We start from the raw sequence: 19,666 nt of genomic DNA on the forward strand, positions 1-19,666 counted from the left end.
GAACGTCAAAGATCGCAGCCTCCGGCAGCTCCTGCATTTATCTTGCTCTGCCACCCACACCCCAAAATCAGCTTTGGTGGTAAGCTCGCGCACCATGAATATCTACAGCTCCCGCCCCGTTGTCCTCTGTCTCTCCGGCCACGACCCCAGTGGTGGCGCCGGCTTGCAGGCAGATATCGAAGCCCTGCTCGCGCAGGGTTGCCATGCGGCTCCGGCCGTCACCGCCCTGACCGTGCAAGACACCGTCAACGTCACTGACTTCCGCGTCCTCGACCGTGAGTGGGTACTGGCCCAGGCCGCCGCCGTGCTCAACGACTCCGAAGTCGCCGCAGTGAAACTGGGCATGCTCGGTTCGCTGGAGATGGTCGACACCGTGGTCGAACTGCTCTCGGCGCACCCGCACCTGCCAGTGGTCTGCGACCCGGTGCTGCGTGCCGGCGGCGGCGGACGCCTGGGCAAGGACGAGGTCGGCTACGCGATGCGCGAACGTCTGCTGCCGCTGTCGATCATTGCCACGCCCAATCTTCCTGAAGCGCGCATCCTCGCCGAACTGCCCGAAGGCACGGCCGACGAGTGCGCGGAAAAACTCCTGCCATTCGTCAAAAACCTGCTGATTACCGGCGGCCATGGCGACGAAACTGAAATCCACAACCGCGTGTACAGCCGCGACGGCCTGCGCGAAACCTTTATCTGCCAACGCCTGCCGGGCAGCTATCACGGCTCCGGTTGCACGCTGGCCAGCGCTTTGGCCGGGCGACTCGCTCAGGGCGAACACCTGGCCAGTGCCGTGCGCAGTGCGCTGGATTACACCTGGCGCACTTTGCGCGATGCCGAACAACTGGGCAAAGGCCAGTTCGTGCCGCGTCGCCTGCCGCTGGATTTCTGCTCGTAACGTCGTGAGGTCTGCCCGATGAAACTCCGTGGCCTGTATGCCATTACCGACAGCCAGTTGCTCGCCGGCAAGTTTCTGTCTTACGTGGAGGCGGCGCTCGACGGCGGCGTCACCCTGCTGCAATACCGCGACAAGAGCAGCGACGAGGCCCGCCGTCTGCGCGAGGCCGAGGCGTTGCGCAACCTGTGCGAGCGCTACAAGACGCAGCTGATCATCAACGATGACGCCGAGCTGGCCGCACGCCTCAACGTCGGCGTGCACCTCGGCCAGACGGACGGCCCGCTGTCGCCGACCCGCGCCCTGCTCGGTTCGAAAGCGATCATCGGTTCGACCTGCCACGGGCAAATCGCTCTGGCCGAACAGGCTGCCAAAGAAGGTGCGAGTTATGTCGCCTTCGGCCGCTTCTTCAATTCCACCACCAAACCCGGTGCGCCGAGTTGCAGCCTCGACTTGCTCGACGAAGCCAAACGCACGCTGCACTTGCCGGTCTGCGCGATTGGCGGCATCACCCTCGATAACGCCGCGCCACTGGTCGAGCACGGTGTCGATCTGCTCGCCGTGATCCACGGTTTGTTCGGCGCCGAGAGCAGCGCCGAAGTGACCCGCCGCGCCCGCGCCTTCAACGAACTTCTGAAAATCTGATTTGAGAGCCCGATCATGTCTCGTTCCGAAACCCTGTTTGCCAACGCTCAGAAACACATCCCCGGCGGCGTCAACTCGCCGGTGCGCGCGTTCAAGAGCGTCGGCGGCACACCGCTGTTCTTCAAACACGCCGAGGGCGCTTACGTCACCGACGAAGACGACAAGCGTTACGTTGATTACGTTGGCTCGTGGGGTCCGATGATCCTCGGCCACAGCCATCCGGACGTGCTCGACGCGGTGCGCAATCAGCTGCAACACGGCCTGTCCTACGGCGCGCCGACGTCGATGGAGACCGAGATGGCCGATCTGGTCTGCTCGCTCGTGCCGTCGATGGACATGGTGCGCATGGTCAGCTCCGGCACGGAAGCAACCATGAGCGCGATTCGTCTGGCCCGCGGTTTCACCGGTCGCGACAGCATCATCAAATTCGAAGGCTGCTACCACGGCCACTCCGACAGTCTGCTGGTCAAGGCCGGTTCCGGCGCTCTGACCCAGGGCGTACCGAGCTCGGCCGGCGTGCCGGCAGCGTTCGCCAAACACACCCTGACCCTGCCGTTCAACGACATCGACGCGGTTGAAGCGATGCTCGCCGAAGTGGGCGAGGACGTGGCGTGCATCATCGTCGAACCGGTCGCCGGCAACATGAACTGCGTGCCGCCAGCGCCGGGCTTCCTCGAAGGCCTGCGTTCGCTGTGCGACAAGCACGGCGTGGTGTTGATTTTCGACGAAGTGATGACCGGTTTCCGCGTCGCCCTCGGCGGTGCCCAGGCGCACTACGGTGTGACGCCGGACCTGACCACGTTCGGCAAGATCATCGGCGGCGGCATGCCGGTGGGCTGCTTCGGCGGCAAACGCGAGATCATGCAGCGCATCGCCCCGCTGGGCCCGGTGTATCAGGCCGGTACGTTGTCGGGTAATCCACTGGCGATGGCTGCCGGCCTGACGACCTTGCGCCTGATCAGCCGCCCGGGCTTCCACGCCGAACTGACCGACTACACCGCGCGCATGCTCGACGGTCTGCAACAGCGTGCCGATGCTGCGGGCATCCCGTTCGTGACCACTCAGGCCGGCGGCATGTTCGGTCTGTACTTCAGCGGCGCCGACGACATCGTCACCTTCGACGACGTGATGGCCAGCGACGCAGCAATGTTCGGTCGCTTCTTCCACCTGATGCTGGAAGGTGGCGTGTACCTGGCGCCGAGCGCTTTCGAAGCCGGTTTCACCTCGATCGCCCATGGCGAAGCCGAGTTGCAACTGACGCTGGACGCCGCCGAGCGTGCCTTCGCCGCATTGAAATAATCGCCGTACCGCTGACGTTGGCTATGGCCAGCGTCAGCTTTCGCCTACATCCGCTCGGTTTTTCCGACGCGTCTGCGAAAATCCTGCCTGAATCGGGCGATATATTCCCCACGCAGCAGAAAAACGAGTAAAGACTTTGTAAGGTTGGCCCTGCTTATTTCATAATGCGCGCTTATTGGATCCCTCGACGGGTCCGCGTGCCCTTCAGAGGTAAGTCGATTCCCATGAACCGCACCGGCCGCACCCTTGCATTGGGCTGCCTGTTGCTCCTTCAGCCCCTGCTCGCGCATGCACAAGCAGGCGGCAACTCGTTGTTGATCCCGGCGATGGGTCGTTGCACCCTCAATACTCAGCCGCAAGACGTCACGCAGGCATTGGCCGCCTGCCAGAAAGCGGCGGACGAAGGGGACGCGCAAGCGCAATACGAGTTGGGTGAGTTCTACTACGACGGCAAGAACGCGCCGCGCGACCTCAATCAAGCCCTGAGCTATTTCGAAAAGGCCTCGCTGCAAGGCCACGCCCAGGCGCAATTCAAGCTCGGCAGCATGTTCTTCCACGGTGAAGGCGTGCAGGCCAACAATATCCAGGCCTACATCGTGCTGAAGATGGCAGCGGTCAACGGTGCTGAAGAGGCATTGGACACGGCTGACGAAGTCTCGGAAAAAATGTCCCGCGAAGATCTCGAAACCGCCACTCAGGTGCTCGGGCAGATTTTCCGCAAGTACCTGATGGAACTGCAGAACGCCGACGGGCGCACGCCATTCTCCCCACTGCCCTAAAGGCTGTGGAGATGACCTGTGGCGAGGGGATTCATCCCCGTTGGGCTGCGAAGCAGCCCCAAACCCTGCAACCCGATTCTGTCTGACACATATTGCTGGATGGATTGCGACTGCTTCGCAGCCCAGCGGGGATAAATCCCCTCACCACAAACTCATTCCAATCCAGAATCCGCTGTTACTTTTCAGGCATCGGCATCGGAAACGGCATGACATTGCCGACCGCGCCCCGGGCCTCGCTGATTTTCGGCGTGCCCAGACGTTCCACTTCGTCGATGCGCACGATCGAATGCATCGGCACAAAACTGCGCACCACGCCTTCGAACTGCGCCTTGAGCTTTTCTTCGCTCGGATCGACGACCATTTGCGTGCGCTCGCCAAAGACGAATTCTTCAACTTCCAGGAAACCCCACAGATCACTTTGATAGATCTGCTTGGCGTACATTTCGAACACCTGGCCCTGGTTGAGGAAAATCACCTTGTAGATTGGAGCTTCGCGTTTGGTCATGGCGGGCGGATAACATCGGGGTAAAAATGAGGGCGCGAACTATAGCATAGCCACCGGACGCACAGCGGTAGGAACCTGACGGCTTGTTCCCTATAATGCGCGGTTCTTTGAATCACGTGACGACCCGAATCCATGGCCAAGAAGCTTTACATCGAAACCCACGGTTGCCAGATGAACGAGTACGACAGCTCGCGCATGGTCGATCTGCTGGGCGAACATCAGGCCCTGGAAGTCACCGCTCGCGCGGAAGACGCCGACGTGATTCTGCTCAACACCTGCTCGATCCGCGAACGTGCGCAAGACCGCGTGTATTCGCAGCTCGGCCGCTGGCGCGAACTGAAGCTTGCCAACCCGGACATGGTCATCGCCGTCGGCGGTTGCGTGGCCAGTCAGGAAGGCGCGGCGATCCGCGATCGCGCTCCGTACGTCGACGTAGTGTTCGGCCCGCAGACCCTGCACCGTCTGCCGGAGATGATCGACGCCGCGCGCAGCAGCAAGCTGCCGCAGGTCGACGTGTCGTTTCCGGAAATCGAAAAATTCGACCACCTGCCGGAGCCGCGTATCGACGGCCCGAGTGCCTACGTGTCGGTGATGGAAGGTTGCAGCAAGTACTGCACGTTCTGCGTGGTGCCGTACACCCGTGGCGAAGAGGTCAGCCGGCCGTTCGACGACGTGATCGCGGAAATCATTCACCTCGCTGAGAACGGCGTGCGTGAAGTGACCTTGCTCGGGCAGAACGTCAACGGCTATCGCGGCCAGACCCACGACGGTCGCCTGGCCGACCTGGCCGAACTGATCCGCGTGGTCGCCGCTGTCGATGGCATCGACCGCATCCGCTACACGACGTCGCATCCGCTGGAGTTCTCCGACAGCCTGATTCAGGCCCACGCCGAAGTGCCGGAACTGGTCAAGCACCTGCACTTGCCAGTGCAGTCGGGCTCGGACCGGATTCTCGCGGCGATGAAGCGTAACCACACGGCGCTGGAGTACAAATCCAAGCTGCGCAAATTGCGCGCTGCCGTGCCGGGGATCTGCATCAGTTCGGACTTCATCGTCGGCTTCCCGGGCGAGACCGAGAAAGACTTCGAGCAGACCATGAAGCTGATTGCCGATGTCGGCTTCGATTTCTCCTACTCGTTCGTCTATAGCCAGCGCCCGGGCACGCCCGCTGCCGATCTGGCCGACGACACGCCGGAAGAATTGAAGAAAGAACGCCTGAACGCGCTGCAACATCGTCTGAATCAGCAGGGCTTCGAGATCAGCCGACAAATGGTCGGCTCGATCCAGCGCATTCTGGTCACTGATTATTCGAAGAAAGACCCGGGCGAACTCCAAGGCCGCACCGAGAATAACCGTATCGTCAACTTCCGCTGCGACAATCCAACCTTGATCGGCCAGTTCGCCGACGTGCACATCGACGCCGCACAACCGCACTCGCTGCGTGGTTCTTTAATTCAATAACGCCGCATTTCTCCTGTGGGAGCGAGCCTGCTCGCGAAGGCGGTCTGTCAGACACATCAATTTTGAATGTGTCGCCGCCTTCGCGAGCAGGCTCGCTCCCACAGGCAAAGCGCAGCGGCGCTGATCGGCTGAGATATTTAAGAGCTTTCGCACCCACGCCACTGGCGTTATCCTTGATTTCATCCTAATTGCCCCAGGGCGGCTAAATACGACCTTGAACGCACCCATCGAACCACATCGTTTTCTCCTCGAGCCTTTTGAGGCTCGCCGCTTCGCCAATCTGTGCGGGCAATTCGACGAGCATTTGCGCTTGATCGAACAGCGCCTGGCCATCGAGATCCGCAATCGCGGAAACCAGTTCGAGTTGATTGGCGATCCAAAACTCACCACGTCCGCGGAAAACCTGCTGCGCCGCCTGTACCGCGAAACCAAGGGTACCGAGCTGTCGCCAGACCTGGTGCACCTGTTCATTCAGGAATCAGCAGATATCGACAACCCGGCCCCCGCCGAACCGACCGTCGCCCTGCGCACCAAGAAAGGCATGATTCGCCCGCGCGGCTTGAATCAGCAGCGCTACGTGAAGGAAATCCTCGGCAACGACATCAACTTCGGCATCGGCCCGGCCGGTACCGGCAAGACCTATCTGGCGGTAGCTTGTGCGGTTGATGCCCTGGAACGTGAGCAGATCCGCCGCATCCTGCTGGTGCGTCCGGCGGTCGAAGCGGGTGAAAAACTCGGCTTCCTGCCCGGCGACCTGTCGCAGAAGATCGACCCGTACCTGCGCCCGCTGTATGACGCGCTGTACGAAATGCTCGGTTTCGAATACGTCGCCAAACTCATCGAGAAACAAGTGATCGAGGTCGCGCCGCTGGCCTACATGCGCGGTCGCACGCTGAACAACAGCTTCATCATTCTCGACGAGAGCCAGAACACCACCGTCGAGCAGATGAAGATGTCCCTCACGCGCATCGGCTTCGGCTCCACCGCTGTCATCACCGGCGACATCACTCAGGTCGACCTGCCGCGCGGCACCAAGTCCGGGCTGCACCATGTGATCGAAGTACTGAAGGACGTGCCGGGCATCAGCTTCACCCATTTCCAGCCCAAAGACGTCGTGCGCCACCCGTTGGTGCAGCGGATCGTCGAGGCCTACGAGCGCTTCGAGACCCGTGCCGAAGCTGCGAAGGAAGCCTCGCGCGATGCTTGAGCTGGATCTGCAAATCGCCACCGAGGCCAGCGCGCCGAGTGAAGCCGAGTTCCGTCAGTGGTGCGAACTGGCCCTGCGCCAGCGCAGCGCTGATTCGGAAATGACCATTCGTCTGGTCGACGAGGAAGAAGGCCGCGAGCTCAATCGCACCTGGCGCCACAAGGACTACGCGACCAATGTGTTGTCGTTCCCGGCGGAAGTGCCTGACGAGTTTCTCGATATCCCGCTGCTCGGCGATCTGGTGATCTGCGTGGCCGTGGTCGAACGCGAAGCCGCCGAGCAGGGCAAGGAACTAAAGGCCCACTGGGCACATCTGGTCATTCACGGCTGCTTGCATCTGCTCGGTTACGACCATATAGATGACGACGAAGCCGAAGAAATGGAAGCACTGGAACGCGAGTTGCTTGCTGAACTGGGCTATCCCGATCCGTACGCGGACGACGAAACCGAACACTCCCCCATCGTTACAACAAAGGATTCAGAGTAATCGCTATGAGCGAAGATCGATCGAGCAACGGGCAGAAGTCATGGCTGGGTAAACTGACCCAGGCTTTTGCCCACGAGCCGAAGAACCGTCAGGAGCTCCTCGAGCTGCTGCGTGATGCACATCAGAACAAACTGCTGGACAGCGAAGCGCTGGCCATCGTCGAAGGCGCCATTCAGGTGGCTGACCTGCAAGTTCGCGACATCATGGTGCCGCGCTCGCAGATGATCAGCATCAAGGCGACCCAGACACCCCGTGAATTCCTCCCTGCCGTGGTCGACTCGGCCCACTCGCGCTACCCGGTCATCGGCGAAAGCCATGACGACGTGATGGGCGTGCTGCTGGCCAAGGACCTGCTGCCGCTGATCCTCAAGGAGAACGGTGACAGCTTCAACATCAAGGACCTGCTGCGCCCGGCCACCTTCGTGCCGGAGTCCAAGCGCCTGAACGTGCTGCTGCGTGAATTCCGCGCCAACCACAACCACATGGCCATCGTCATCGACGAATACGGCGGCGTGGCCGGTCTGGTGACCATCGAAGACGTGCTCGAGCAGATCGTCGGCGACATCGAGGACGAGCACGACGTCGAAGAAGACAGCTACATCAAGCCGCTGCCCAGCGGTGATTTCCTGATCAAGGCGCTGACGCCAATCGAGAACTTCAATGAGTTCTTCGACAGCGAGTTCTCCGACGACGAGTTCGACACCGTCGGCGGCCTGGTGATGAGCGCGTTCGGGCACTTGCCAAAACGCAACGAAACCACTGAAATCGGCGCTTATCGTTTCCGCATCCTGAACGCCGACAGCCGTCGGATTCATTTGCTGCGACTGACGCCTATCGCTCGTTACTTCTAAGGACTGAAATGCGCTGGACAACCCGCCCCGGCTGGCCCGGTAACCTGCTGGCCGTGGCGGCCGGTGCAATCACCACCTTCGCTCTCGCCCCGTTCGACATCTGGCCGCTGGCATTGCTGGCGGTTGGTCTGTTCTATGCCGGTTTGCGTGAGCTGAGCCCGCGTCAGGCGCTCGGCCGTGGCTGGTGCTTCGGCTTCGGCCTGTTCGGTGCCGGCACCAGTTGGATCTATTACAGCATCCACCACTTTGGTGGCGCTTCGGTGTTGCTCGCCGGGTTCCTGATGCTACTGTTCACCGCGGCGATTGCCTGGTTCTTCGCCCTGCCCGCGTGGCTGTGGGCGCGCTGGTTGCGGCGTAACGAAGCACCGCTGGCGGATGCCTTGGCCTTTGCGGCGTTATGGGTCGGCCAGGAAGCCTTTCGCGGCTGGTTCCTTACCGGTTTCCCATGGCTTTATTCCGGTTACAGCCAGCTCGACGGCCCGCTGGCCGGGCTCGCCCCGGTGGGCGGCATGTGGCTGGTGTCGTTTGTCCTGGCACTTACCGCAGCGCTGATCTACAACGCGTCGCGCTTGTTGCAGGCGCGACGCAAGGGTTTCATCGCGGCCGGTGTGGTACTGCTGGCAGGGCCTTGGGTAGCAGGCATCGCCCTCAAAGGCCACGCGTGGACCAGCCCGTCCGGCGCACCGCTGACCGTGGCCGCAATTCAGGGCAACGTCGCGCAGAGCATGAAATGGGACCCGGCCGAGCTCAACGCGCAACTGGCGCTGTACCGTGATCTGAGCTTCCGCTCCAAACCGGTCGATCTGCTGATCTGGCCGGAGACCGCCGTGCCGGTGTTGAAGGAGTCCGCCGAGGGCTACCTGACGATGATGGGCAACTTCGCCGCCGAGCGTAAATCAGCGCTGATCACCGGTGTGCCGATCCGCCAGACCGTGCATCACGAACGGCGCTTCTTCAACGGCATCACCGTGGTCGGCGAAGGCGACGGCACTTACCTGAAGCAGAAACTGGTGCCGTTCGGCGAGTACGTGCCGTTGCAGGACGTGCTGCGGGGCTTGATCGCGTTCTTCGACCTGCCGATGTCGGACTTCGCCCGCGGCCCGTCGGATCAAGCGCTCTTGCAAGCCAAGGGTTACCAGATTGCACCGTTCATCTGCTACGAGGTGGTCTATCCGGAATTCGCCGCCGGGCTGTCGGCACGCAGCGACCTGCTGCTGACGATCAGCAACGACACCTGGTTCGGCACGTCGATCGGCCCGCTGCAGCATTTACAGATGGCGCAGATGCGCGCGCTGGAAGCCGGACGCTGGATGATCCGCGCGACCAACAACGGCGTCACCGGCCTGATCAACCCGTTCGGGCAGATCACCGAACAGATTCCGCAGTTCGAACAAGGCGTGCTGTACGGCGAAGTGGTACCGATGCACGATCTGACGCCGTATCTGCAATGGCGCTCGTGGCCGTTGATCGCGTTGTGCCTGCTGCTGTTTGGCTGGGCGCTGATGGCCAGCCGGATGTCGAAGACTCTCTGAGAAATGTGGCGAGGGGATTTATCCCCGATGGGGCGCGTAGCGGCCCCTCTCTTAGCTTCAGAAGAGGGGACTGCTGCGCACTCCAGCGGGGATAAATCCCCTCGGCACAATGATCTTCAGCGGTAAAACAACGAATACCCTACCTGTCCCACCGCCTCATTGAGCAATTGCCCGCTCTGCCAGATCGACTTGAACTCCGGCAGCCAGCCGCCAAATGGCCGGGCGTTATCGGTACCGAGGAAACCCACCGGTGCCGGCACCACCTCAAAACCCGCCTGCTCAAAGCTCCACACCGCACGCGGCATGTGCCACGCCTGCGTCACCACGACAACCCGCTTGATCCCCTGCGGCAAGAGAATATCTGCCGTCATCTTCGCGTTCTCCCATGTGGTGCGGCTCTCGCCTTCCTGCCAGCGCACGCTCACGTCGAAGTCATCACGCAACGAATCCGCCATCAACTTCGCCTCGGTCGGGGGCGTGCCGTAATGCAGGCCGCCGCTGGTCAGAATCGGCAGGCCCGAGGCCTTGGCCAAGCGTGCGGCGTAACGCTGACGCTCAAGGCCGACGCCGGTCGGCTGGTCTTCGCCCCAGGCCAGATCACCGCGCTCACGCCCCGAGCCCAGCACCACAATCGCATCGGCGCGTTGCGCCAGCGTCGCCCATTCCTGCCGCGCCAGCGGCGGCTCTCGTTCCAGCGCCTTGGCGCTCCACTGCACGACCACCGGCAGGCTCATCAGCCACAGGCCGCCAAAGCCGAGGGCAAAACACACACCCGCCAGACGCGGCCGCGAGCGGCGCAGCCACCAGGCGGCCAGCAACAGCAGCAAAAGAATGCCGGGCGGCAGTAAAAGTTGTTTGATGAAATAGCGAAAGGGCATCGGGCATCTCCAAAGATGCCCGAAGCCTAAGAGTGTTGATTACGCGTTACAACCAGTAGGCCGAATCCGGTTGCAAAAGATCCGTTTCATGACCTGCCATGCGCTTACTTGGCCTGCACAGAACGCACCTTGTCGGTGTCTCTGCGCGGCGCCTTGTCCTTGAGCCAGATGACCTTGGCCGAATGTGCTGCATCGAGCTGCTTCACTGCTTGAGACAGGCATCCCTGCGTTTCACGTTCACTGCGATCCAGATAGGCCTTGACCAGTTTGAACTCGGCGGGACTCAAGCCACGCAATTCCAGTTCCAGGGGGCGCTCGTCGCGCAGCCGGTCAGCGGTTTTCACGGCGTCCAGCGCCATGCCCAGACGATCGATCAACCTTTCATACAACTCGGGTTTCGTTACGTTCTTTTTCCGTTGCTCCACCATCCCTCACCTCATTGAAGATAAGACCCCCTCCCCATTTAGAGCTTAGCTTCGCTGCACGAACCGGCTACACGCCGCGACCAACGGCCCTCGTCGTCCAAAAGCTCGGGCAAACAGCTGTAATCAGGGTTTCCCTCGGCCAAGCGCGGTCATGTATGCTACGGCGCTTCCTGTCATTCCACTTCCAGCGCACCCGGGCCATCCCGTATGCCGCCGTCGAAGAGGATTAGGCCACCCCTATCCAGTACAAAAGTAGCCATGCACGAACAATATCAGCCACGTGAGATCGAAGCCGCCGCCCAGTCGTTCTGGGATGAGCAAAAGTCCTTTGAAGTCAGTGAACAGCCAGGCAAGGAAACCTACTACTGCCTGTCGATGTTCCCTTACCCCAGCGGCAAGCTGCACATGGGCCACGTGCGCAACTACACCATTGGCGACGTGATCTCGCGCTACCAGCGCATGCAGGGCAAGAATGTCCTGCAGCCAATGGGTTGGGATGCGTTCGGCATGCCGGCGGAAAACGCCGCGATGAAGAACAACGTCGCTCCCGCCAAGTGGACCTACGAAAACATCGCTTATATGAAGTCGCAGTTGCGCAGTCTTGGCCTCGCGGTGGACTGGTCCCGTGAAGTGACCACCTGCAAGCCGGACTACTACCGCTGGGAACAATGGCTGTTCACCCGCCTGTTCGAAAAAGGCGTGATCTACCGTAAAAACGGCACCGTGAACTGGGACCCGGTCGACCAGACCGTTCTGGCCAACGAGCAAGTCATCGACGGCCGTGGCTGGCGCTCCGGCGCGCTGATCGAAAAGCGCGAAATCCCGATGTACTACTTCAAGATCACCGCTTACGCCGACGAGCTGCTGGAAAGCCTCGACGAACTGACTGGCTGGCCGGAACAGGTCAAGACCATGCAGCGCAACTGGATCGGCAAGTCCCGTGGCATGGAAGTGCAGTTCCCGTACAACGTCGATTCGATCGGCGAAGCCGGTACCCTGAAAGTCTTCACCACCCGTCCGGATACCCTGATGGGCGCGACCTATGTCGCCGTCGCTGCCGAGCACCCGCTGGCCACCCTGGCTGCGCAGAACAATGCCGAGCTGCAAGCGTTCATCGCTGAATGCAAGGGCGGCAGCGTCGCTGAAGCCGATGTTGCCACCCAGGAAAAGAAAGGCCTGCCGACCGGCCTGTTCGTCGAGCACCCGCTGACCGGCGAGAAGCTGCCGGTGTGGGTCGCCAACTACGTGCTGATGCACTACGGCGACGGTGCGGTCATGGCGGTTCCGGCGCACGACGAGCGCGATTTCGAATTCGCTCACAAGTACAACCTGCCGGTGAAATCGGTGGTGCGCACCAGCTCCGGTGACAGCAACCCGGCGCCATGGCAAGACGCTTACGGCGAGCACGGCACGCTGATCAACTCCGGTGAGTTCGACGGCCTCGACTTCGCCGGCGCGTTCGACGCCATGGAAGTGGCGCTGATCAAGAAACAACTCGGCGCCTCGCGCACCCAGTTCCGCCTGCGCGACTGGGGCATCAGCCGCCAGCGCTACTGGGGCTGCCCGATCCCGATCATCCACTGCGCGGCGTGCGGTGACGTGCCGGTGCCGGAAGATCAACTGCCTGTCGTTCTGCCGGAAGACGTGGTGCCGGACGGCGCCGGTTCGCCGCTGGCGCGCATGCCCGAGTTCTACGAATGCAGCTGCCCGAAATGCGGCGCGCCGGCCAAACGTGAAACCGACACCATGGACACCTTCGTCGAGTCGTCGTGGTACTACGCCCGCTACGCCTCGCCGCATTTTGAAGGTGGCCTGGTAGAAAAATCCGCAGCCGATCACTGGCTGCCGGTGGATCAGTACATCGGTGGTATCGAACACGCCATTCTGCACCTGCTCTACGCGCGCTTCTTCCACAAGTTGATGCGCGACGAAGGTCTGGTCAGCTCCAACGAGCCGTTCAAGAACCTGCTGACCCAGGGCATGGTGATCGCCGAGACTTACTATCGTCGCGAAGCCAACGGTGCTTACACCTGGTTCAACCCGGCAGACGTGGAACTTGAGCGTGACAGCAAAGCCAAGGTGATCAGCGCCAAGCTGAAATCCGACGGCCTGCCGGTGGAAATCGGCGGTACCGAGAAGATGGCCAAGTCGAAGAACAATGGCGTCGACCCGCAGTCCATGATCGACCAGTTCGGTGCCGACACCTGCCGGCTGTTCATGATGTTCGCTTCGCCGCCTGACATGAGCGCGGAATGGTCCGACTCCGGCGTTGAAGGTTCGCACCGTTTTCTCAAGCGCGTCTGGCGTCTGGCGCAAGCCCACGTCACCCAGGGCTTGCCTGGCAAGCTGGATATCGCCGCGCTGAGCGACGAGCAGAAAACCGTGCGTCGTGCGATTCACCTGGCGATCAAGCAGGCCAGTCATGACGTCGGCCAGAACCACAAATTCAACACCGCCATCGCTCAGGTGATGACGCTGATGAACGTGCTGGAAAAAGCCGTCCAAGGCACCGAACAGGACCGCGCGCTGCTGCACGAAGGTCTGGAAGCGGTGACCCTGCTGCTGGCACCGATCACCCCGCACATCAGCCACGAACTGTGGAAGCAGCTGGGTCACGCCGATGCGGTGATCGATGCAGGCTGGCCGGCCGTGGACGAAAGTGCCTTGGTGCAGGACAACCTGACCCTGGTCATTCAGGTCAACGGCAAGCTGCGCGGGCAGATCGAAATGCCGGCCAGCGCCACCCGCGAAGAGATCGAAGCCGCCGCGCGCATCAACGAAAACGTGCTGCGTTTCGTCGACGGCCTGACCATTCGCAAAGTGATCGTGGTGCCGGGCAAACTGGTCAACATCGTCGCCAGCTAAATTGGATCGGCTGCCAGGCTCGCCTGGCAGCCAGTAAAACCTTTCGGGCCGCAGAGTCGGCTCACCTGGTTTCAAGGGGAGCAACACAATGATCAAACGCAATCTGCTGGTGATGGGCCTCGCCGTTCTGCTGAGCGCCTGCGGTTTCCAGTTGCGTGGTACCGGCACCAACGAACTGTCGATCAAGGAAATCGACCTGAGCGCGCGTAACGCTTATGGCGAAACCGTAAGACAGCTGCGTCAGACGCTGGAGTCCAGCGGCGTCAAGGTCTACACAGGCGCGCCGTACAAGCTGTATCTGGCTGACGAACAGGAAAGCCAGCGCATTCTCAGCTATGCCGGTGCCGGGCGCACAGGCGAGTATCAGGTCAACACTGTGCTGAGCTATGAGCTCCGCGGCGACAAAGACCTGTCCCTGCTTAGCGACAAGCTCGAAGTGCAGAAGGTGTTCATTCACGACGGCAACAACCTCGTCGGCTCCGATCAGGAAGCCAACGACGCTCGTCATGAAATCCGTCGCGAGCTGGTGCAACGCATGATGCTGCGCCTGTCACAGCTGACCCCGGGCCAGTTGCAGCAACTGCAGCAAACCGCCAACGACCGCGCCAAGGCTGAAGCCGATGCGCTGGAAGCGGCGCAGAAGGCTGAGGCGGAAACTCCGCGTCAGTCGCCGCTCGAAATCCCGCAGCAGTAAGACGGTCGGGGCGCTCAGGCGCCCCGCTCGCCCTTCTTTATGAAGCTCGCTCCCGCACAACTCGGCAAACACCTGCAAGGCGCACTCGCGCCGGTCTACGTTATCAGCGGCGATGACCCCTTGCTGTGTCAGGAAGCCGCCGACGCCATCCGCAGTGCTGCTCGCCAGCAAGGTTTCGACGAACGTCAGGTATTCGCCGCCGACGCCAATTTCGATTGGGGCACGTTGTTGCAGGCCGGCGCAAGCATGTCGCTGTTCGCCGAAAAACGCCTGCTGGAACTGCGCCTGCCCTCGGGCAAGCCTGGCGACAAAGGTGCTGCGGCGCTGATCGAATACTGCTCGCGCCCCGCTGAAGACACTGTCCTGCTGATCAGCTTGCCGAAGCTCGATGGCAGCGCGCAGAAAACCAAGTGGGGCAAGGCGCTGGTCGAAGGTCAGCAGGTCCAGTTTGTGCAGATCTGGCCGGTGGATGCCAATCAGCTGCCCAGCTGGATTCGTCAGCGCTTGTCACAGGCAGGCCTGTCGGCGAGTCAGGACGCGGTCGAATTGATTGCCGCGCGTGTCGAAGGCAACCTGCTCGCCGCCGCCCAGGAAATCGAAAAGCTCAAACTGATGGCCGAAGGTGGGCAGATCACCGTCGAAACCGTGCAGGCCGCCGTGGCCGACAGTGCCCGGTTTGACGTGTTCGGCCTGACCGACGCGGTGCTCAACGGCGAACCGGCCCACGCCTTGCGCATGCTTGAGGGCCTGCGCGGCGAAGGCGTCGAACCGCCGGTGATCCTCTGGGCACTGGCGCGGGAGTTGCGCCTGTTGGCCAACATTTCCCTGCAATACAGCCAGGGCACGCCACTGGACAAGTGTTTCAGCCAGTCGAAACCGCCGGTCTGGGACAAGCGCAAGCCGCTGATGAGCAAGGCTTTGCAACGCTACTCGGCGCAACGCTGGGCGCAATTGCTGCTCGAAGCACAGCGTATCGATGCGCAGATCAAGGGCCAGGCGGCGGGTTCGCCGTGGATGAGCTTGAGTCGTCTGGCGTTGTTGATGGCTGGCCAGCGATTGTCTTTGCCTGCCGAATAAGGCAGTCGGCCGCGTACCAATGTGGGAGCGAGCCTGCTCGCGAAAGCGCCAGAATATTCCTACGCATGAGCTACTGGACAGATGCGCCACATCGGCAGATTATTCCCGACGCAAAACCACCACACCGAGAGAACCCTCATGAGCAAAAAGCCAGCAAAGCATGGCCCCAACAAGGCCAAATCCATCGTCGCCCAGCCCTTGTTCCGCAGCCGCCAGGAACGACCAGCCAAGGGCAAAGGCAGCTACCGTCGCGAAGCCTTCCGGTCTGATAACCGGGAGGCTTTTTACTTTCTGGCTGCCTGAAGCGCACCACCCCCCGCTCATGTTAAGGTCTGCACCTGATTCGTTTCCCCTGGAACTGTGCATGCCCCCAAGTCTTTCCCGTCGTTGGCCCGTGCGCCAATTGATCGCTGCCTCCAGCTTCATCCTGCTTGTCGCCTGCGCGGAAAAACCCACCGCCGCCGATGCACAACCGCTTCAAGCTGCCCCGGTCACCACGGCCCCAGCGATCATTCCGCCGGTAGTGCCGTCCACCGATCCGCTCGATATTCAACCGACCCAGACCTTTGCCGAATGGCAGGCGGGCTTCCGCAAGGACGCCCTCGCCGCCGGGATTCGTCCAGAGCTGTTCGACCAGGCATTTGCCAATGTCAGCTTCGACGCCAGCGTGATCCGTGCCGATCGCAGTCAGCCGGAGTTTTCCCGCCCGGTGTGGGAATACCTCGATGGTGCGCTGTCGCCATTGCGCGTCCGCAAGGGCCAGGCGTTGATCAATCAGTACACCGACATTCTGCAAAGCATCGAGCAGCGTTATGGCGTTGATCGCCAGGCGCTGGTGTCGGTGTGGGGCATGGAAAGCAATTTCGGCCAGTTTCAGGGCAGCAAGTCGGTGATCAACTCGTTGGCCACTCTCGCCTACGAGGGGCGTCGTCCGGGCTTTGCTCACGCGCAACTGATCGCCGCCCTGCAGATTCTGCAACAGGGCGATATCACCCCGGAGAAGATGCTCGGTTCCTGGGCCGGCGCGATGGGCCAGACCCAGTTCATTCCGACCACGTACAACACTCACGCCGTGGACTTTGACGGCGACGGCCGCCGCGACATCTGGGGCAGCCCGGCCGATGCGCTGGCCTCGACCGCGCATTACCTGCAAAGCTCGGGCTGGCAGCGTGGCCAGCCGTGGGGTTTCGAAGTGCAATTGCCGAGCGGCTTCAACTACACCCTGGCCGATGGCGCGATCCGTAAAAGCGTCGCTGAATGGCGGCAACTGGGCGTGAGCCTGCCCAATGGCGCGCAGGTTCCAGCCGGTTCGGAACAACTGTCCGCCGCCCTGCTGCTGCCGGCCGGTTATCGCGGCCCGGCGTTCCTGATCCTCGACAACTTCCGGGCGATTCTCAAGTACAACAATTCGTCGTCGTATGCGCTGGCGGTGAGCCTGTTGTCCGAGCGCTTTGAAGGCGCGGGCCTGATCAATGGCGACTGGCCGAAAGATGATCTGCCGCTGAGCCGCACCGAGCGCATCGAACTGCAGACGTTATTGAGCGCGCGTAATTACGACGCCGGCACGGCGGACGGGATTATCGGCGCCAATACGCGCAAGGCCATTCGCAGTGCCCAGCAGGCGCTGGGCTGGCCGGCGGATGGGTATCCGACGCACAAGTTGCTTGAGAGCCTGCGCGCCCAATAAAAGCATCGCGGGCAAGCCCGCTCCCACAGGGTTCTGGTTGAAACACGATTGTGTATCCGACTCATAACCTGTGGGAGCGGGCTTGCCCGCGATGACTGAATGTCAGGCGACCAATTTCTAGACTTTGATCACCACATCCTGCTCCAGCACCAATTCCTGCTTCCCCGCATCCAGGCGCACCAGCGCGCCCAACGGCAGTGTCAGGTTCGGGTCGCAATGGCCACTGCGCCAACCCGTCAACACCGGAATCCGCAACGGCTCAAAGGTTTGCTTGAGCAGGCGATTCAGCGCGTCGACCTCCACCCCGGCGATATCACCGACCAGCACACCGCGCAGTCGGGCCAGCTTGCCGGCCAGACGCATCTGGGTCAGCAGGCGATCAATGCGATACAGCGGCTCGTTGATGTCCTCGATGAACAGAACTGCGCCTTCGACATCAATCTCGTAGGGCGTGCCGAGGGTTGCAGCAATCATCGCCAGATTGCCGCCGAGCAAACGCCCGTGAGCGATGCCCGGTTCGACGGTGGATAACGGATAAGCCGCCGGATGGCTCAGCACACTCCCTGACTTCATTTGCCCGCGCAGCATGGCGAAGAATGACGTGACGGTCGGCGGCTCCTTGTCGCCGAGCAGGTCGGCATTGAGCAGCGGCCCGTGAAAGGTCACAAACCCGGCGTAACGACTGATGGCCAGGTGCAGCGCGGTGATGTCGCTATAGCCGACAAAGGGTTTGGCATGCCGGCTGAGCAGGTCGTAATCGATTCGGTCGAGCAGACGCGGCGTGCCGTAGCCGCCGCGCAGGCAAATGATCGCGTCGACTTCAGGATCAGCGAATGCCGCGTGCAGATCGCGCAGGCGTACGTCGTCACTGCCAGCCAGATAGCCGTCCTTCTCATAGACACCCGGAAACACCTTCAGCCCATAGCCGCGCGCGCGCATCCATTGCAGCGCTTTTCCAGTGTCGAGGGCGCCGGGGCCGGCAGGCGCGATGACGCCGATCGTCCCTTCGGAGGGCAGCGCCGGTACGGCTCGGTGGGCAATCAGGGTGTGGCTCGGTCGAACGGTCATCCTTGGGCTCCAGCGGTAAAGTCATGCACACACAGTAGTCAGCTGAAGAGACAAACAAAAGCCCCCTCACCCTAACCCTCTCCCGGAGGGAGAGGGAACTGATCGAGATGATCGCGACCAATGCGTTCATATGAGCGATCGGGTTGAGTGAAATCTTGAGAAGCCAGGAAATCGGCTCCCTCTCCTTCGGGAGAGGGCCGGGGTGAGGGGCGAATCCAGCACTGATGCAAAGCCATACGCGATGGCTTCCCTCAGTCAAAAAAATGCCCGCCGAGGGACAGTCCTCGGCGGGCATTTTTACATCAGCAGTGAATCAGGAACCCAACAGCTCGGCCTTGACCAGCTTCGCCTGCTCGTCGGCGTGGTACGAGGAACGTACCAGCGGGCCAGACGCAACGTTCTTGAAGCCCATCTTGTAACCTTCTTCGGCGAACCAGGCGAAGGTGTCCGGGTGCACGAAACGCTGCACCGGCAAGTGGCTGCGCGAAGGTTGCAGGTATTGACCGAGGGTCAGCATGTCGATGTCGTGTTCGCGCATGCGCTTCATGACTTCGATGACTTCCTCGTCGGTCTCGCCCAGACCCAGCATCAGGCCGGACTTGGTCGGAATGTGCGGCATCATCTGCTTGAAGCGTTGCAGCAGGGTCAGCGACCACTGGTAGTCCGAGCCCGGACGCGCAGCCTTGTACAGGCGCGGCACGGTTTCCAGGTTGTGGTTGAACACATCCGGCGGCTCGGCGGCGGTGATTTCCAGGGCGATGTCCATGCGGCCACGGTAGTCCGGTACCAGGGTCTCAAGCTGCACGTTTGGCGACAGTTTGCGGATTTCGCGGATGCAGTCGGCAAAGTGCTGGGCACCGCCGTCACGCAGGTCGTCACGGTCCACCGAGGTGATCACCACGTATTTGAGCTTGAGGTCGGCGATGGCGATCGCCAGGCTTTCCGGCTCGTTGACGTCCAGTGGCTTCGGACGACCGTGGCCAACGTCGCAGAACGGGCAGCGACGGGTGCAGATGTCGCCCATGATCATGAAGGTTGCGGTGCCGCCGGAGAAGCATTCGCCGAGGTTCGGGCAGGACGCTTCTTCGCAGACACTGTGCAGCTTGTGCTTGCGCAGCAGGCTCTTGATGCGGTCGACTTCCGGCGAAACCGGGATGCGCACGCGGATCCAGTCGGGTTTCTTCGGCAGTTCGGTGGTCGGGATGATCTTGACCGGGATGCGTGCAACCTTCTCGGCGCCGCGCAGCTTGACGCCGGCTTCAACCTTGGGACGCGGGGCCGGGCGCTCGGTCACGTCGAGCGTCGGGATCATGGTTT

The 19,666-nt window shown here is 61.6% G+C and carries 19 protein-coding genes; 14 read left to right on the top strand and 5 right to left on the bottom strand.

What is annotated here, in order from left to right; translation table 11 throughout:
* Positions 1-94: 94 nt before the first annotated feature.
* The 4 genes from OC605_RS04420 to OC605_RS04435 all read left to right on the top strand — a co-directional run bounded on the left by OC605_RS04420 (position 95) and on the right by OC605_RS04435 (position 3,612).
* Positions 95-892 carry a hydroxymethylpyrimidine/phosphomethylpyrimidine kinase gene (locus OC605_RS04420; protein ID WP_262136390.1) on the top strand — a complete coding sequence of 266 codons (798 nt, stop codon included), beginning with the start codon at positions 95-97 and terminating at the stop codon, positions 890-892.
* A gap of 18 nt (positions 893-910) precedes the next feature.
* Complete coding sequence (gene thiE, locus OC605_RS04425; RefSeq protein WP_024014437.1) at positions 911-1,534, top strand: thiamine phosphate synthase; 624 nt, start codon at positions 911-913, stop codon at positions 1,532-1,534.
* Between the two features lie 15 nt (positions 1,535-1,549).
* A complete protein-coding gene (hemL, locus tag OC605_RS04430) occupies positions 1,550-2,833 on the top strand; it encodes a glutamate-1-semialdehyde 2,1-aminomutase (protein WP_262136391.1) in 1,284 nt (427 codons plus the stop codon).
* A gap of 224 nt (positions 2,834-3,057) precedes the next feature.
* Positions 3,058-3,612, top strand: a complete 555-nt coding sequence (locus OC605_RS04435) for a tetratricopeptide repeat protein (RefSeq protein ID WP_016773046.1) — start codon at positions 3,058-3,060, stop codon at positions 3,610-3,612.
* 175 nt (positions 3,613-3,787) lie between these two features.
* On the opposite strand, the gene OC605_RS04440 is transcribed toward OC605_RS04435, so the two are convergent.
* Positions 3,788-4,117, bottom strand: coding sequence for a DUF1820 family protein (locus tag OC605_RS04440; protein WP_016773045.1), 330 nt, complete (start codon positions 4,115-4,117; stop codon positions 3,788-3,790).
* A 132-nt stretch (positions 4,118-4,249) separates the two neighbouring features.
* Between OC605_RS04440 and miaB the strand changes: the two genes are divergently transcribed.
* The 5 genes from miaB (at position 4,250) to lnt (ending at position 9,655) form a co-directional block, all read left to right on the top strand.
* Complete coding sequence (miaB, locus tag OC605_RS04445; RefSeq protein ID WP_206421518.1) at positions 4,250-5,578, top strand: tRNA (N6-isopentenyl adenosine(37)-C2)-methylthiotransferase MiaB; 1,329 nt, start codon at positions 4,250-4,252, stop codon at positions 5,576-5,578.
* A gap of 214 nt (positions 5,579-5,792) precedes the next feature.
* Entirely contained in the window at positions 5,793-6,785 is a 993-nt protein-coding gene (locus OC605_RS04450; RefSeq protein ID WP_262136392.1) for a PhoH family protein, read from the top strand.
* Positions 6,778-7,272, top strand: coding sequence for an rRNA maturation RNase YbeY (gene ybeY, locus OC605_RS04455; RefSeq protein ID WP_262136393.1), 495 nt, complete (start codon positions 6,778-6,780; stop codon positions 7,270-7,272). The genes OC605_RS04450 and ybeY overlap by 8 nt, the downstream gene beginning before the upstream one ends.
* A gap of 5 nt (positions 7,273-7,277) precedes the next feature.
* Positions 7,278-8,123: an HlyC/CorC family transporter gene (locus OC605_RS04460; RefSeq protein WP_262136394.1), complete on the top strand. Its 846-nt coding sequence runs from the start codon at positions 7,278-7,280 to the stop codon at positions 8,121-8,123.
* Between the two features lie 8 nt (positions 8,124-8,131).
* Positions 8,132-9,655 (top strand): apolipoprotein N-acyltransferase, encoded by a 1,524-nt coding sequence (lnt, locus tag OC605_RS04465; RefSeq protein WP_122750928.1) that lies wholly within the window; start codon positions 8,132-8,134, stop codon positions 9,653-9,655.
* 116 nt (positions 9,656-9,771) lie between these two features.
* Here lnt and OC605_RS04470 read toward each other — a convergent pair whose 3' ends face one another.
* Entirely contained in the window at positions 9,772-10,533 is a 762-nt protein-coding gene (locus OC605_RS04470; protein ID WP_122610972.1) for a YdcF family protein, read from the bottom strand.
* Between the two features lie 104 nt (positions 10,534-10,637).
* Positions 10,638-10,961, bottom strand: coding sequence for a hypothetical protein (locus OC605_RS04475; RefSeq protein WP_262136395.1), 324 nt, complete (start codon positions 10,959-10,961; stop codon positions 10,638-10,640).
* Positions 10,962-11,216: 255 nt separating this feature from the next.
* On the opposite strand from OC605_RS04475, the gene leuS reads away from it, so the two are divergent.
* The 5 genes from leuS to OC605_RS04500 all read left to right on the top strand — a co-directional run bounded on the left by leuS (position 11,217) and on the right by OC605_RS04500 (position 17,281).
* Positions 11,217-13,823 carry a leucine--tRNA ligase gene (gene leuS, locus OC605_RS04480; protein ID WP_262136396.1) on the top strand — a complete coding sequence of 869 codons (2,607 nt, stop codon included), beginning with the start codon at positions 11,217-11,219 and terminating at the stop codon, positions 13,821-13,823.
* An 88-nt stretch (positions 13,824-13,911) separates the two neighbouring features.
* Positions 13,912-14,517: an LPS assembly lipoprotein LptE gene (gene lptE / locus OC605_RS04485; RefSeq protein WP_186568850.1), complete on the top strand. Its 606-nt coding sequence runs from the start codon at positions 13,912-13,914 to the stop codon at positions 14,515-14,517.
* A gap of 39 nt (positions 14,518-14,556) precedes the next feature.
* A complete protein-coding gene (gene holA / locus OC605_RS04490) occupies positions 14,557-15,594 on the top strand; it encodes a DNA polymerase III subunit delta (protein WP_262136397.1) in 1,038 nt (345 codons plus the stop codon).
* Positions 15,595-15,732: 138 nt separating this feature from the next.
* A complete protein-coding gene (arfA, locus tag OC605_RS04495) occupies positions 15,733-15,897 on the top strand; it encodes an alternative ribosome rescue factor ArfA (RefSeq protein ID WP_016773035.1) in 165 nt (54 codons plus the stop codon).
* 61 nt (positions 15,898-15,958) lie between these two features.
* The gene (locus tag OC605_RS04500) at positions 15,959-17,281 is read left to right on the top strand and encodes a lytic murein transglycosylase (RefSeq protein ID WP_186568848.1); all 1,323 of its coding nucleotides are present in this window, start codon (positions 15,959-15,961) and stop codon (positions 17,279-17,281) included.
* A gap of 117 nt (positions 17,282-17,398) precedes the next feature.
* Here the strand turns inward: OC605_RS04500 and OC605_RS04505 are convergent, their stop codons facing one another.
* Together OC605_RS04505 and lipA are read right to left on the bottom strand one after the other, a co-directional pair.
* Complete coding sequence (locus OC605_RS04505) at positions 17,399-18,349, bottom strand: LD-carboxypeptidase (protein ID WP_262136398.1); 951 nt, start codon at positions 18,347-18,349, stop codon at positions 17,399-17,401.
* Between the two features lie 313 nt (positions 18,350-18,662).
* Positions 18,663-19,661, bottom strand: coding sequence for a lipoyl synthase (lipA, locus tag OC605_RS04510; protein ID WP_160768663.1), 999 nt, complete (start codon positions 19,659-19,661; stop codon positions 18,663-18,665).
* Between the last annotated feature and the right edge of the window lie 5 nt (positions 19,662-19,666).

The sequence above is a fragment of the Pseudomonas sp. Marseille-Q5117 genome, from assembly GCF_946901175.1.
In the GTDB taxonomy this organism is placed as follows: Bacteria; Pseudomonadota; Gammaproteobacteria; order Pseudomonadales; family Pseudomonadaceae; genus Aquipseudomonas; species Aquipseudomonas iranensis.

What these genes read in the sequence shown, in the direction of transcription:
- OC605_RS04420 (WP_262136390.1), top strand. Translation starts at nt 95, where the DNA reads ATGAATATCTACAGCTCCCGCCCCGTTGTCCTCTGTCTCTCCGGCCAC.
- thiE (WP_024014437.1), top strand. Translation starts at nt 911, where the DNA reads ATGAAACTCCGTGGCCTGTATGCCATTACCGACAGCCAGTTGCTCGCC.
- hemL (WP_262136391.1), top strand. Translation starts at nt 1,550, where the DNA reads ATGTCTCGTTCCGAAACCCTGTTTGCCAACGCTCAGAAACACATCCCC.
- OC605_RS04435 (WP_016773046.1), top strand. Translation starts at nt 3,058, where the DNA reads ATGAACCGCACCGGCCGCACCCTTGCATTGGGCTGCCTGTTGCTCCTT.
- OC605_RS04440 (WP_016773045.1), bottom strand. Translation starts at nt 4,117, where the DNA reads ATGACCAAACGCGAAGCTCCAATCTACAAGGTGATTTTCCTCAACCAG.
- miaB (WP_206421518.1), top strand. Translation starts at nt 4,250, where the DNA reads ATGGCCAAGAAGCTTTACATCGAAACCCACGGTTGCCAGATGAACGAG.
- ybeY (WP_262136393.1), top strand. Translation starts at nt 6,778, where the DNA reads ATGCTTGAGCTGGATCTGCAAATCGCCACCGAGGCCAGCGCGCCGAGT.
- OC605_RS04460 (WP_262136394.1), top strand. Translation starts at nt 7,278, where the DNA reads ATGAGCGAAGATCGATCGAGCAACGGGCAGAAGTCATGGCTGGGTAAA.
- lnt (WP_122750928.1), top strand. Translation starts at nt 8,132, where the DNA reads ATGCGCTGGACAACCCGCCCCGGCTGGCCCGGTAACCTGCTGGCCGTG.
- OC605_RS04470 (WP_122610972.1), bottom strand. Translation starts at nt 10,533, where the DNA reads ATGCCCTTTCGCTATTTCATCAAACAACTTTTACTGCCGCCCGGCATT.
- OC605_RS04475 (WP_262136395.1), bottom strand. Translation starts at nt 10,961, where the DNA reads ATGGTGGAGCAACGGAAAAAGAACGTAACGAAACCCGAGTTGTATGAA.
- leuS (WP_262136396.1), top strand. Translation starts at nt 11,217, where the DNA reads ATGCACGAACAATATCAGCCACGTGAGATCGAAGCCGCCGCCCAGTCG.
- lptE (WP_186568850.1), top strand. Translation starts at nt 13,912, where the DNA reads ATGATCAAACGCAATCTGCTGGTGATGGGCCTCGCCGTTCTGCTGAGC.
- holA (WP_262136397.1), top strand. Translation starts at nt 14,557, where the DNA reads ATGAAGCTCGCTCCCGCACAACTCGGCAAACACCTGCAAGGCGCACTC.
- arfA (WP_016773035.1), top strand. Translation starts at nt 15,733, where the DNA reads ATGAGCAAAAAGCCAGCAAAGCATGGCCCCAACAAGGCCAAATCCATC.
- OC605_RS04500 (WP_186568848.1), top strand. Translation starts at nt 15,959, where the DNA reads ATGCCCCCAAGTCTTTCCCGTCGTTGGCCCGTGCGCCAATTGATCGCT.
- OC605_RS04505 (WP_262136398.1), bottom strand. Translation starts at nt 18,349, where the DNA reads ATGACCGTTCGACCGAGCCACACCCTGATTGCCCACCGAGCCGTACCG.
- lipA (WP_160768663.1), bottom strand. Translation starts at nt 19,661, where the DNA reads ATGATCCCGACGCTCGACGTGACCGAGCGCCCGGCCCCGCGTCCCAAG.